Source organism: Paraburkholderia sp. IMGN_8 (assembly GCF_038050405.1).
Lineage (GTDB): Bacteria > Pseudomonadota > Gammaproteobacteria > Burkholderiales > Burkholderiaceae > Paraburkholderia.
The window spans coordinates 2,643,138-2,655,439 of the sequence record NZ_CP150900.1 but is presented as its reverse complement, the minus strand read 5'-3'; the positions used below and the strand labels follow the sequence as shown (position 1 = coordinate 2,655,439).

Annotated in this window: 10 protein-coding genes; 9 read left to right on the top strand and 1 reads right to left on the bottom strand. The window is 63.1% G+C overall.

Annotated elements, in window-relative coordinates; genetic code table 11:
• Positions 1 to 27 precede the first annotated feature (27 nt).
• Positions 28 to 888 (bottom strand): outer membrane protein assembly factor BamD, encoded by an 861-nt coding sequence (locus tag WN982_RS12225; protein ID WP_341312266.1) that lies wholly within the window; start codon positions 886 to 888, stop codon positions 28 to 30.
• A gap of 38 nt (positions 889 to 926) precedes the next feature.
• Between WN982_RS12225 and WN982_RS12220 the strand changes: the two genes are divergently transcribed.
• From WN982_RS12220 to bktB, 9 genes are all read left to right on the top strand, one after another.
• The gene (locus tag WN982_RS12220) at positions 927 to 2,195 is read left to right on the top strand and encodes an RluA family pseudouridine synthase (protein ID WP_341312265.1); all 1,269 of its coding nucleotides are present in this window, start codon (positions 927 to 929) and stop codon (positions 2,193 to 2,195) included.
• Positions 2,192 to 3,049, top strand: a complete 858-nt coding sequence (pgeF, locus tag WN982_RS12215) for a peptidoglycan editing factor PgeF (RefSeq protein WP_341312264.1) — start codon at positions 2,192 to 2,194, stop codon at positions 3,047 to 3,049. The genes WN982_RS12220 and pgeF overlap by 4 nt, the downstream gene beginning before the upstream one ends.
• A 572-nt stretch (positions 3,050 to 3,621) precedes the next feature.
• Complete coding sequence (gene phaC / locus WN982_RS12210) at positions 3,622 to 5,433, top strand: class I poly(R)-hydroxyalkanoic acid synthase (RefSeq protein WP_341312263.1); 1,812 nt, start codon at positions 3,622 to 3,624, stop codon at positions 5,431 to 5,433.
• A 167-nt stretch (positions 5,434 to 5,600) separates the two neighbouring features.
• A complete protein-coding gene (locus WN982_RS12205) occupies positions 5,601 to 6,782 on the top strand; it encodes an acetyl-CoA C-acetyltransferase (RefSeq protein WP_341312262.1) in 1,182 nt (393 codons plus the stop codon).
• Between the two features lie 158 nt (positions 6,783 to 6,940).
• On the top strand, positions 6,941 to 7,681 hold the full coding sequence (locus WN982_RS12200) for a 3-ketoacyl-ACP reductase (RefSeq protein WP_341312261.1): 741 nt from the start codon (positions 6,941 to 6,943) through the stop codon (positions 7,679 to 7,681).
• A 134-nt stretch (positions 7,682 to 7,815) separates the two neighbouring features.
• A complete protein-coding gene (gene phaR, locus WN982_RS12195; RefSeq protein WP_341312260.1) occupies positions 7,816 to 8,436 on the top strand; it encodes a polyhydroxyalkanoate synthesis repressor PhaR in 621 nt (206 codons plus the stop codon).
• Positions 8,437 to 8,616: 180 nt separating this feature from the next.
• The gene (rimO, locus tag WN982_RS12190) at positions 8,617 to 10,008 is read left to right on the top strand and encodes a 30S ribosomal protein S12 methylthiotransferase RimO (protein WP_341312259.1); all 1,392 of its coding nucleotides are present in this window, start codon (positions 8,617 to 8,619) and stop codon (positions 10,006 to 10,008) included.
• 114 nt (positions 10,009 to 10,122) lie between these two features.
• Positions 10,123 to 11,007, top strand: coding sequence for a sugar kinase (locus WN982_RS12185; RefSeq protein WP_341315780.1), 885 nt, complete (start codon positions 10,123 to 10,125; stop codon positions 11,005 to 11,007).
• Positions 11,008 to 11,075: 68 nt separating this feature from the next.
• The gene (gene bktB / locus WN982_RS12180; RefSeq protein ID WP_341312258.1) at positions 11,076 to 12,260 is read left to right on the top strand and encodes a beta-ketothiolase BktB; all 1,185 of its coding nucleotides are present in this window, start codon (positions 11,076 to 11,078) and stop codon (positions 12,258 to 12,260) included.
• The last annotated feature ends 42 nt before the right edge of the window (positions 12,261 to 12,302 follow it).

Below are 12,302 nucleotides of genomic sequence, written 5' to 3'. Positions count from 1 at the left end.
GTTTTTGTTTTCAGAGCGTTGCGTGACTTAGAACTGCCACCACGACTTTTCCTTACCCGGCCTTGCATGCCCAGTGATATACGGGCTGTCGGGGAAGGTGCCGGCCAGCACGCGCTTGGTGTCGTCAGCCAGTTGCGGCTGATTCAGCTTCTCGTACGACAGCATCATGATGTGCAGTGCGTCTTCGATCGCCGGTGCGTTCTTGTATTCCTTCAATGCCAGTTGCGCGCGGTTGATCGCGGCGACATAGGCGCCACGGCGGTAGTAGTAGTCCGCCGCGTGGACTTCGTGCGACGCCAGCGCGTTCACGATGTAACGCATGCGTTGCGCGGCGTCCGGCGCGTACTTGCTGTTCGGATACCGGTCGACCACGACCTTGAACGCGTCATACGACTCGCGCAGCGACTTCGGATCGCGCTCGCTCATGTCCTGGCCGGAGAAGCGGCCGAACAGACCGAGGTCGTCATTGAAGTGGATCATGCCCTTCAGGTAGTACGCGTAGGCGATGTCCGGGTGATCCGGGTGCAGCTGGATGAAGCGGTCGATCGCCTGGTCCGCGGCGGCGTTTTCGTTGTCTTTCCAGTTGCAATACGCGACGTTGATCTGCGCTTGCTGTGCGAAGTGACCGAACGGATCGCGGCCCTCCAGCATCTCGAAATACTTGGCGCACTTGCCGAAGTCACCACCGGACAGAGCGTCGTTCGCCTCCGTATATAATTTGTTGTTGTTCCACGTAGCCGTTTCGTCGGTCTTTTCCGGCAGGCCGTGACAAGCCGCAACAATGGCGACGGCTGCGGCACACGCAATGTATCCGGCCACTTTCCGGGCCGCCTTCTTGATGGCCGCCAAATTGATCGCCGCTTTAGTGATGGTGTTCAAGGCTCGCATTTTCCAGTCTAGCTTTACGTCCAGGTGACCCAGACTCAATGACCCGCTCAAATACTCCAGGTACCGCTACCGGTGCCGGGAATAGCAACGAAGATTATAGCGTAAGCGCTGACCCCTCCGACGCGTTGGGCGTCGATTCGCTCGACGACGATCTCGGCAGCGACGCGCTCGCCGCCGCCGGCGCGCCAGGCTTGGTGCCGACCGTGGCCAGCCGCGTGGCGGACGAATCGCCGCGCAGCGTCACCGTGCCCGACGAACTGGCCGGCGAACGCCTCGACAAGGTGCTCGCCCGAGTGTTTCCCGAGTTCTCGCGCAACCGGCTGCAAAGCTGGATCGAGGCCGAGCGTGTGCGCATCGACGGCAAGCCGGCGAAGATCCGTCAACCGGTGCCGCTCGGCGCGACCATCGAGCTCGTGCCAGATCTGCTGCCTGAACAACTCGCGTTCACGCCCGAGCCGGTGCCGCTCGAGATCGTCTATGAGGACGACACGCTGGTGGTCATCAACAAGCCGGCTGGCATGGTCGTGCATCCGGCCGCCGGCAACTGGAGCGGCACTGTGCTGAACGGTCTGCTGTACCGCTATGGCGACGCCGCCGCAGGCCTGCCGCGCGCCGGCATCGTGCACCGGCTCGACAAGGAAACCTCCGGCTTGATGGTGGTCGCGCGCACACTCGAGGCGCAGACCGATCTGGTCCGTCAACTGCAGGCGCGTACGGTCAAGCGCCGTTATCTCGCGCTGGTGTGGGGCAACATGCCTGAAGAGGGCACGATCGACGCGCCGATCGGCCGCGACCCGCGCGAACGCACGCGCATGGCGGTGGTCACGAGCGCATCGGGCAAGCCCGCGCGCACGCATTTCCGGCGCGTCGATACTGCGATCTGGCAGCGTCAGCCGGTCACCGCGATTCATTGCGACCTGGAAACCGGCCGCACCCATCAGATTCGTGTGCATTGCGCGCACATCGGCCATCCGCTGCTCGGCGACCCGGTGTATGGACGCGCGCGCGGCAAGCGCTCGGTCACGCCGCTGCCCGACGGCTTCGCGCGCCAGGCGCTGCATGCGTGGCGCCTCGGCCTGATCCATCCCCAAACCGGCCGGACGATGCAATGGCGCGCGGATGTGCCGGAAGACATGGCGGTGCTGTCGGCCGCGCTCGGTTTGGGACGCGACGACGCCGGCGAGTTCGACGAGACGTACTATGAGGACGAAGACTACGTCGTGTCGCTTGACGAAGACGCTGAAGAAGGCGATGCACCCGGCCACGACGACGAAGCCGATGAACACGACGGGGACGACCACGCATGAGCTTGCCCGAGCTGACGTTTGCCGATGTTGTGCAACCCGCATGGAATGTATCGCCGCGCGTGCGCGCGCTCGTCACGACGCGCAATGGCGGCATGAGCCAGCCGCCGTTCGGCCGTTGGGTTGACGGCGTGGATCAGCCCGGCGGTTTGAACCTCGGCATGAAGGCCGGCGACGATCCGGCCGCGGTCGCAACCAACCGCGCGCGTCTTCTGGCGTTGGCGGGTGTCGGCGAGGCCGCCTGGCTCGAGCAGATTCACGGTGCCGGTATTGTGCGAGCAGAAGATGTACTCGCGCAAGCTCGCGCGAGCGGCGCGCCGACGCGGGCCGATGCCAGCGTGACCGACCGGCCCGGCACGGTATGCGTCGTGATGGTTGCCGATTGCATGCCGGTGTTGTTGTGCGATGAAGCGGGCCGCGCGGTCGGCGCGGCTCATGCGGGGTGGCGAGGCCTCGCGGCAGGCATCGTCGAACAGACGGCGCAGCGCGTCGCCGATCTCGCGGGCGTCGAGGCAGCATCGCTCTATGCCTACCTCGGTCCGGCGATTGGACCCGATGCTTTCGAGGTCGGCGCAGACGTGCGTGACGCCTTCATGAACGGTGTTGACGGTACACAACGCGACGCCACTGCCGATGCGTTCGTTCCGCATCCGCAAAATGCAGGCAAGTATTTGGCCAATCTCGCGGCGCTCGCGCGCTTGCGTTTGCAGCGGCTCGGCGTAACCCGGATTGTCGGCGGCGACCTTTGTACGGTCACGCAACGTGAGCGTTTCTATTCCTATCGCCGCGATCGCGAAACAGGCCGCATGGCCGCGCTGATCTGGCTGGACGATCAGGCGCAGACGATCGCGGACTAGCGGGTGCACCGCCTGGCAGGCGTGGCAGTCTCCAGTGCAGTCACGTGTGCGTTAGCGAACGCAGCGCATGCCTACGGGGACGCGTATGAGGGTTTGTTCGGAGGCGCAGCAGGCTTTTTTGCTGCGCTGCCGGAATTCGTCGGATATGCGTAAATCTGCCGCGAAAAGCATTGGCACACGAACGGATAAACGCACTTAAACCTATGCCGTATGGGAGCTTGTTTCCTTGGCGAATCTGTTTTTCGAGGCGCGTGCCGAAAGCGCGATCTGCTACACAGGGAAAACGATAATTAAAAAAGTATCGCACTGCGGCAAAATCGGGAACAAGCATTGACATGCCTTGCGATGGGGAGCAAGAATGTTCCTCCTAGCTCCTCGTACAAGGGACAGGGCGTGACGAGGTCGCGAGCAATCGCCCACGTGCGCAAAACCTGCCTCTCAACCCGTCCGCAAGGACTTATCGGTCAAAAGCAGGTATGGCAGCATCACATTCCTCAGCTTCCCCTAGCACGGACTCCTCGACGGAGCATACGCAGCAGGCCGGTACGAGCGGCGCACCTTCAGCCGCCGGCATGCAGCAGTTATTCGACGCCTGGATGAACGCATGGCGTTCGCTCGGCGCACCGCCCGGCGGCAATGGCGCGCCTTTCTCAATGCCGCAAATGTCGATGCAGATACCGCAGATGCCATCGTTTCCCGGCATGCCGGACTTCAGCAAGGCGGCCGCGGCATCCATGTCGTCGATGCCGCCGCTGCCGTCATTCGCCGGGCTCAATGTCCCAAGCGCGGCGATCCCATCGGAGCGTCTGCAAAAGCTGCAAGCCGATTATTCCCGCGAGGCGATGGAGTTGATCCAGCAGGCAGCCGCTTCCACGACGAAGATCCCCGAACTCAACGACCGCCGCTTCAGTTCCGACGCGTGGAGTTCGACGCCGGCCTACGCGTTCACCGCCGCATGGTATCTGTTGAACGCGCGCTATCTGCAGGAAATGGTCGACGCGCTCGAAACCGAACCGAAGGTGCGCGAGCGCATTCGCTTTGCGGTGCAGCAGTGGACCGCGGCGGCGTCGCCGAGCAATTTCTTCGCCTTGAATCCCGAAGCGCAAAAAACCTTGCTCGATAGTCAGGGCGAGAGCTTGCGGCAGGGCGTGATGAACCTGCTCAGCGACTTGCAGCGCGGCAAAATTTCGCAGACTGACGAATCGCGTTTCGTGGTCGGCGAGAATCTAGCGAACACCGAAGGCTCGGTGGTGTTCGAAAGCGACCTGATCCAGTTGATCCAGTACAAGCCGCGTACGGCCACCGTGCGCGAACGGCCACTGTTGATCGTGCCGCCTTGCATCAACAAGTTCTACATTCTCGATCTGCAGCCGGAGAACTCGCTGGTCGCGCACGGACTCGATTCGGGTCATCAGGTGTTTCTGATTTCGTGGCGCAACGCGGATGCATCCATTGCGCATAAAACGTGGGACGATTACATCGGCGAGGGCGTGCTCACTGCGATCGATACGGTGCGCAATATCAGCGGCCGCGAGCAGATCAACACGCTCGGTTTTTGTGTGGGCGGTACGATGCTGGCTACGGCGCTGGCGGTGGCGGCCGCGCGCGGCGAACATCCGGCTGCGTCGATGACCTTGCTCACCGCGATGCTCGACTTCTCGGACACGGGCGTACTCGACATTTTCGTCGACGAAGCGCATGTGCAGATGCGCGAGCAGACCATCGGCGGCAAGAATGGCAGCGCGCCGGGGCTGATGCGCGGCATCGAGTTCGCCAACACGTTCTCGTTCCTGCGGCCGAACGATCTGGTGTGGAACTACGTCGTCGACAACTACCTCAAAGGGCGCACGCCGGTGCCGTTCGATCTGCTGTACTGGAACAGCGATTCGACCAGTCTGCCGGGTCCGATGTACGTCTGGTATCTGCGCAATACGTATCTCGAGAATCGCCTGCGTGAGCCGGGTGCGTTGACCACGTGCGGCGAGCCGATCGACCTGTCGAAGATCGACGTGCCGACTTTCATCTACGGTTCGCGCGAAGACCATATCGTGCCGTGGCAAACTGCGTATGCGTCAGTGCCGTTGCTGACCGGGCCGCTGAAGTTCGTGCTCGGCGCGTCCGGCCATATCGCGGGCGTGATCAATCCGCCGGCGAAGAAAAAACGCAATTACTGGGTGCTGGAAGGCGACGCCAGGACGCTGCCTGAAAGCCCGGACGAGTGGCTGGGTCAGGCCGCCGAGGTACCCGGCAGCTGGTGGCCCGAATGGACCAACTGGCTCGATCAGTACGGCGGCAAGAAAGTGAAGCCGCGCGCCAAACCTGGCTCGGCCGAATTCCCGGTCATCGAGCCGGCGCCGGGGCGTTATGTGCGGCAGCGCGAGTAGTGGTGTGTAATGAGATTTCACAGCGGAGGTCTCACGGCGGAAATTTCATGGCGCGCTTCGCTGGATGGTCTGAACGAGCGCCTGATTGAGTAAGAGCGGAAGATCAACGAGATTTTTAACTTGACGGGCTGCGGCGCAACTGGCCGACATGCCCGGAGGATATGGAAATGACTGATGTTGTGATCGTATCGGCCGCCCGTACGGCAGTAGGTAAATTCGGTGGATCGCTGGCGAAGATCGCCGCGCCCGATCTCGGAGCCACGGTGATTCGCGCCGTTCTCGAGCGGGCCGGTCTGAAGCCCGAGCAGGTGAGCGAAGTCATCCTGGGCCAGGTGTTGACGGCCGGCTCCGGTCAGAACCCGGCGCGTCAGTCGCTGATCAAGGCAGGGCTACCCTCGTCCATACCAGGCATGACGATCAACAAGGTGTGCGGCTCGGGTCTGAAGGCCGTGATGCTGGCAGCCAACGCGATCATCGCGGGCGACGCCGACATCGTGATCGCCGGCGGTCAGGAAAACATGAGCGCGGCGCCGCACGTGCTACCGGGTTCGCGCGACGGTTTCCGCATGGGCGATGCGAAGCTGATCGACTCGATGATCGTCGACGGCCTCTGGGATGTGTACAACCAGTACCACATGGGCGTGACGGCGGAAAACGTCGCCAAGGAATACGGCATCACGCGCGAGCAACAGGACGCGTTCGCGGCGCTGTCGCAGAACAAGGCGGAAGCCGCGCAGAAGTCGGGCCGCTTCAATGACGAAATCGTGCCGGTCGAAATTCCGCAACGTAAGGGCGAGCCGCTGCGTTTCGCAACGGATGAATTCGTGCGTCATGGCGTGACGGCCGAATCGCTTGCGGGCCTGAAGCCGGCGTTCTCGAAGGAAGGCACTGTGACGGCGGCGAATGCGTCGGGTCTGAACGACGGCGCGGCGGCGGTGATCGTGATGTCGGCGAAGAAAGCCGAAGCGCTCGGCCTCACGCCGCTCGCGCGCATCAAGGCCTACGCCAACGCAGGCGTCGATCCGAAGGTGATGGGCATGGGCCCGGTGCCGGCTTCGCGCCGTTGCCTGGAACGCGCCGGCTGGACTCCGGCCGATCTCGACCTGATGGAAATCAACGAAGCGTTTGCCGCGCAGGCGCTCGCCGTGCACAAACAGATGGGCTGGGACACGTCGAAGGTCAACGTGAACGGCGGCGCGATTGCGATCGGCCATCCGATCGGCGCGTCCGGTTGCCGGATTCTCGTCACGCTGCTGCACGAAATGCAGAAACGCGATGCGAAGAGGGGTTTGGCGTCGCTGTGTATCGGCGGCGGCATGGGTGTGGCGCTGGCGGTCGAGCGCGCTTAAGGCGGTAAAGCATGGTTGCCGCGCGCCTCGTTACAGCAGGCGGCGCGCGGTGAGCAGTGGCCTCGCCGGCCGGTCGCCCGGCGGCAGCGGAGATGAAGTACAAGGCGAGGAATGGGGCAGCCGGTCGGCGCCTCGAAAACGACAACGGAGTCTAGTTTATGACACAGCGAATTGCTTACGTAACGGGCGGGATGGGCGGCATCGGCACGAGCATTTGCCAGCGGCTACACAAAGAAGGCTTCAAGGTGGTCGCAGGCTGCGGCCCGAACTCGCCGCGCCGCGTGAAGTGGCTTGAAGAGCAGAAGGCGCTGGGCTTCGACTTCATCGCGTCCGAAGGCAACGTCGGTGACTGGGAGTCGACCAAAGCCGCGTTCGACAAGGTCAAGGCCGAAGTCGGCGAAATCGACGTGCTGGTGAACAATGCCGGCATCACGCGCGACGTCGTGTTCCGCAAGATGACGCACGAAGACTGGACGGCGGTGATCGACACCAACCTGACTAGCCTCTTCAACGTCACCAAGCAGGTGATCGACGGCATGGTCGAGCGTGGTTTTGGCCGGGTTATCAACATTTCGTCGGTGAACGGGCAGAAAGGCCAGTTCGGCCAGACCAACTACTCGACCGCGAAAGCCGGGATTCACGGCTTCACGATGTCGCTGGCGCAGGAAGTGGCCACCAAGGGCGTGACGGTGAACACCGTGTCGCCGGGCTACATCGGCACCGATATGGTCAAGTCGATCCGCCCGGACGTGCTGGAAAAGATTGTCGCAACGATTCCGGTGCGCCGTCTCGGCCAGCCGGACGAAATCGGCTCGATCGTGGCATGGCTCGCGTCGGACGAATCGGGTTTCTCCACGGGCGCTGATTTTTCGCTGAATGGCGGTTTGCATATGGGCTGAGTCACGAGCGCGCCGCTCACAAGGCGGCGTGCTTTAGCTCAGATGGTTCCGGCGGCGTCTCGATTGCGCAATAACCCGATTGCGCAGTCGACAGGGCGCCGTTTTCGCGCTCAACTCGCGCTCAAAGGCGTCACATGACCACTACTACAAAGAAAACAGCCGAACGACTGATCAAGAAATATCCGAATCGTCGGCTCTACGACACCGAGACAAGCACGTACATCACGCTGACGGACGTCAAACAGCTCGTGCTGGATCAGGAGGATTTCAAGGTCATCGATGCGAAGAGCAACGAGGATCTGACGCGCGCCATCCTGTTGCAGATCATTCTCGAAGAGGAGAGCGGCGGCTTGCCGATGTTCTCGTCGTCGATGCTGTCGCAGATCATCCGTTTCTACGGTCATGCGATGCAGGGCATGATGGGCACGTATCTGGAAAAGAACATCCAGGCGTTCATCGACATTCAGGCGAAACTCGCCGACCAGTCGAAGAACCTGTACGAAGGCAAAGCGATGAATCCCGAAGTCTGGTCGCAATTCATGAACATGCAGGCGCCGATGATGCAGGGCATGATGACCAGCTACATCGAGCAGTCGAAGAACATGTTCGTGCAGATGCAGGAGCAAATGCAGAACCAGGCGAAGTCCATGTTCAGCACCTTCCCGTTTACGCCGGGTGGCCCGGTGAATGCGGCTAATGCGCCGGCAAATCCGTCTGAAAATCCGCAAAGCAATCCGGAGCCGGAGAAGAAGTAACGGCGCAAGCAGCGTTGGCGGCGGGGGCGCAAGCGGAGGACCGCCGGCGCGGTACAATGGCGGGTTGCGTGCGCGGGGCGTTTTGCCGGGGTAGGGCCTTTGTGACCCTTTAACTCCGTAGTTCCTGCCGCACGGTCCCCATTTGTCGCCATCGTCACCGCTATACGCCGGACCCACCCTATGTCGCAGACCTCTACCCCCGCCGTGCCGACGCCTTCCGTTCCGAAGGTCGGTTTCGTCAGCCTCGGCTGCCCTAAAGCGCTTGTCGACTCCGAGCAGATCATCACGCAGTTGCGTGCCGAGGGCTATGAGATCTCCGGCACGTATGATGGCGCGGACCTCGTGGTCGTCAACACCTGCGGTTTCATCGACGAAGCCGTGCAGGAAAGCCTCGACGCGATCGGCGAAGCGCTCCACGAAAACGGCAAGGTGATCGTCACCGGCTGTCTCGGCGCGAAGAAGAGCGCGAGCGGCACGGGGCTGATCGAAGAAGTGCATCCGAAGGTGCTGGCCGTGACCGGCCCGCACGCGGTCGGCGAAGTGATGCAGGCAGTGCACAACCATCTGCCGAAGCCGCACGATCCGTTCGTCGATCTGGTACCGGCTGCGGGCGTGAAGCTCACGCCGCGCCACTACGCGTACCTGAAAATTTCCGAAGGCTGCAACCACCGCTGCACGTTCTGCATCATCCCGTCGATGCGCGGCGATCTCGTGTCGCGTCCGGTCGCTGAAGTGATGCTCGAAGCGGAGAACCTGTTCAAGTCGGGCGTGAAGGAGTTGCTGGTCATTTCGCAGGACACCAGCGCTTACGGCGTCGACGTCAAATACCGTACGGGTTTCTGGAACGGCAAGCCGATCAAGACGCGCATGACCGATCTCGTCGGCGCGCTGGGCGAGCTGGCCGCGCAATATGGCGCGTGGGTGCGTTTGCATTACGTGTATCCGTATCCGAGCGTCGACGAAGTGATCCCGATGATGGCCGAAGGTCCGTACAAGGGCCATGTGCTGCCGTATCTCGACGTGCCGTTCCAGCACGCCCATCCGGAAGTGCTGAAGCGCATGAAGCGTCCGGCCAACGCCGAGAAGGTGATGGAGCGCGTGAAGGCGTGGCGCGAAATGTGCCCCGATCTGACGATTCGCAGCACCTTCATCGCCGGTTTCCCGGGCGAGACCGAAGAGCAGTTCCAGACGCTGCTCGATTTCATCCGCGAGGCGGAACTGGATCGGGTCGGCTGTTTTGCATACTCGCCGGTCGAAGGCGCCACGGCCAATGAACTGGACGGCGCGTTGCCCGACGAAGTGCGTGAGGAACGCCGTGCGCGTTTCATGGAAGTGGCCGAAGAAGTGTCGGCCAGGCGCATCGCGAAGAAGGTCGGTAAGACGTTGAAGGTGCTGGTCGACGAGATCAACGCCGACGGCGGCATCGGCCGTACCGCGGCGGACGCGCCGGAGATCGACGGCGTCGTGTATATCGCGCCCGCCACCAAGGCGTCAAAGCGTTACAAGGTCGGCGATTTCGTGTCGGTGAAGATCACCGGCGCCGACGGCCACGATCTGTGGGGCGAGGTTTAAGCGATGGCCGCGAGCACGACTCATATGCCGGAAGGCCTGCCCCCGGATGGCCGGCCCCCGGAAGGCCGGCCCCCGGAAGGCCGGCCCCCGGAAATCCTCGCGCTCGGCGAGGCGATGATCGAATTCAACCAGTCGGCGAAGGATCAACCGAACTACCTGCAAGGCTTCGGCGGCGATACGTCGAACTTCTGTATCGCGGCGGCGCGGCAAGGTGCGAAGACCGGTTTCGTCTCGGCGGTCGGCAGCGATCATTTCGGGCGTTTGCTGATCGATCTGTGGGAGCGCGAGCAGGTCGATACGTCGCTCGTGCGTGTCGATGAGTACGCATCGACCGGCGTGTATTTCGTCTCGCACGGTCCGGGCGGCCACGCGTTCGACTATTTGCGCGCCGGCTCTGCCGCGAGCCGCTACGCGCCGCACGATCTGCCGCTCGATGCGATTGCCGCTGCCAAGGTCCTGCATCTGTCCGGCATCAGCCTCGCAATCAGCCTGAGCGCCTGCGATGCGGCGCTCGCCGCGATCGAACATGCGCGTGCCAACGGCGTGCGCGTGAGCTTCGATACCAACCTGCGCTTGAAGCTGTGGCCGCTCGGCCGGGCGCGCGCGGTGATGCTCGAAGCGATCCGCCAGACCGACATCTGTTTGCCGAGCTGGGACGACGTGACCGAACTCACCGGTCTGACCGGCCGCGACGAGATCGTCGATTTCCTGCTGTCGCGCGGTCCGCGTGTGGTCGCGCTCAAGCTAGGGAAGGAAGGCTCGTACATCGCGACGCCCAATGAGCGGCGCGTCGTGCCGGGCCACGCCGTCAACGCGGTCGATGCGACCGGCGCGGGCGACTGCTTCGGCGGCGCGTTCATCGCGCGCATCGTGGCCGGCGACGATCCTTTCGAGGCGGCGCGTTATGCGAACGTCGCCGCCGCGCTGTCGACGCAAGGTTACGGCGCCGTCGCGCCGATCCCTTCGCGGGCGACGGTCGAGCACATCCTGGCTGGCTGATCACGACGCGCTGCGACGCGCGGCCCGCCAAGGCGAGATCATCTTGAGAGACTAAAGAGGAGCGAGCGATGCAACGGGACGTAGTGGTGGTAAGCGGTGTGCGTACGGCAATCGGCGACTTTGGCGGCAGCCTGAAGGATTTTCCGCCGACCGATCTCGGTGCCCGCGTGGTGCGTGGAGCGTTGGCGCGTGCGAACGTGTCGGGCGACGAAGTCGGCCATGTGGTGTTCGGCAACGTCGTCCATACCGAACCGAAGGACATGTATCTGGCGCGCGTGGCCGCGATCAACGGCGGCGTCGCACAACACGCGCCCGCGTTGACCGTGAACCGCCTGTGCGGCTCGGGTCTGCAGGCGATCGTGTCGGCCGCGCAAAGCGTGCTGCTAGGCGACGCCGATATCGCGATCGGCGGCGGCGCGGAAAGCATGAGCCGCGCGCCGTATTCGATGCCCGCCGCGCGCTTCGGTCAGCGCATGGGCGATGCGCGTCTCGTCGACATGATGATGGGTGCGCTGAACGACCCGTTCCAGTCGATCCATATGGGTGTGACCGCCGAGAACGTCGCGCACAAATACGACATCTCGCGTGAAGCGCAGGACGCGCTCGCGCTCGAATCGCATCGTCGCGCGGCTAATGCGATCACCAGCGGCTTTTTCAAGGAACAGATCCTGCCGATCACGATCCCGTCGAAGAAGGGCGACGTCGTGTTCGATACGGACGAACACGCACGCATGAATGCGACGGCGGAAGATTTCTCGAAGCTCAAGCCAGTGTTCGCGAAGGAAAATGGCACGGTGACGGCCGGGAACGCGTCGGGCATCAACGACGCCGCCGCGGCGGTCGTGCTGATGGAGCGCGGCGTCGCCGAACAGCGCGGCATCAAGCCGCTGGCGCGGCTGGTTTCGTACGCGCATGCCGGCGTCGATCCGGCATACATGGGCATCGGCCCGGTGCCGGCGACGCGCAAGGCGCTCGAGCGCGCCGGCCTGGCGGTCGCCGATCTCGACGTGATCGAAGCGAACGAAGCGTTTGCCGCTCAGGCGTGCGCGGTCAGCAAGGAACTCGGCCTCGATCCCGCGAAGGTCAATCCGAACGGCTCGGGCATTTCGCTCGGTCACCCGATCGGCGCGACCGGCGCGCTGATTACCGTCAAGGCGCTGTATGAGTTACAGCGGGTTGGCGGCCGGTATGCGCTGGTGACGATGTGTATCGGCGGCGGCCAGGGCATTGCGGCGATCTTCGAACGGATTTGAGGCCGGCAGCGAACTCGTACCAGGCAGGAAAGCAGGTATCAG

Excerpts from the sequence above, each read along its gene's own strand:
- WN982_RS12200 (WP_341312261.1), top strand. The coding sequence starts at position 6,941 with ATGACACAGCGAATTGCTTACGTAACGGGCGGGATGGGCGGCATCGGC.
- pgeF (WP_341312264.1), top strand. The coding sequence starts at position 2,192 with ATGAGCTTGCCCGAGCTGACGTTTGCCGATGTTGTGCAACCCGCATGG.
- phaC (WP_341312263.1), top strand. The coding sequence starts at position 3,622 with ATGCAGCAGTTATTCGACGCCTGGATGAACGCATGGCGTTCGCTCGGC.
- WN982_RS12225 (WP_341312266.1), bottom strand. The coding sequence starts at position 888 with ATGCGAGCCTTGAACACCATCACTAAAGCGGCGATCAATTTGGCGGCC.
- WN982_RS12205 (WP_341312262.1), top strand. The coding sequence starts at position 5,601 with ATGACTGATGTTGTGATCGTATCGGCCGCCCGTACGGCAGTAGGTAAA.
- WN982_RS12185 (WP_341315780.1), top strand. The coding sequence starts at position 10,123 with ATGATCGAATTCAACCAGTCGGCGAAGGATCAACCGAACTACCTGCAA.
- rimO (WP_341312259.1), top strand. The coding sequence starts at position 8,617 with ATGTCGCAGACCTCTACCCCCGCCGTGCCGACGCCTTCCGTTCCGAAG.
- phaR (WP_341312260.1), top strand. The coding sequence starts at position 7,816 with ATGACCACTACTACAAAGAAAACAGCCGAACGACTGATCAAGAAATAT.
- bktB (WP_341312258.1), top strand. The coding sequence starts at position 11,076 with ATGCAACGGGACGTAGTGGTGGTAAGCGGTGTGCGTACGGCAATCGGC.
- WN982_RS12220 (WP_341312265.1), top strand. The coding sequence starts at position 927 with ATGACCCGCTCAAATACTCCAGGTACCGCTACCGGTGCCGGGAATAGC.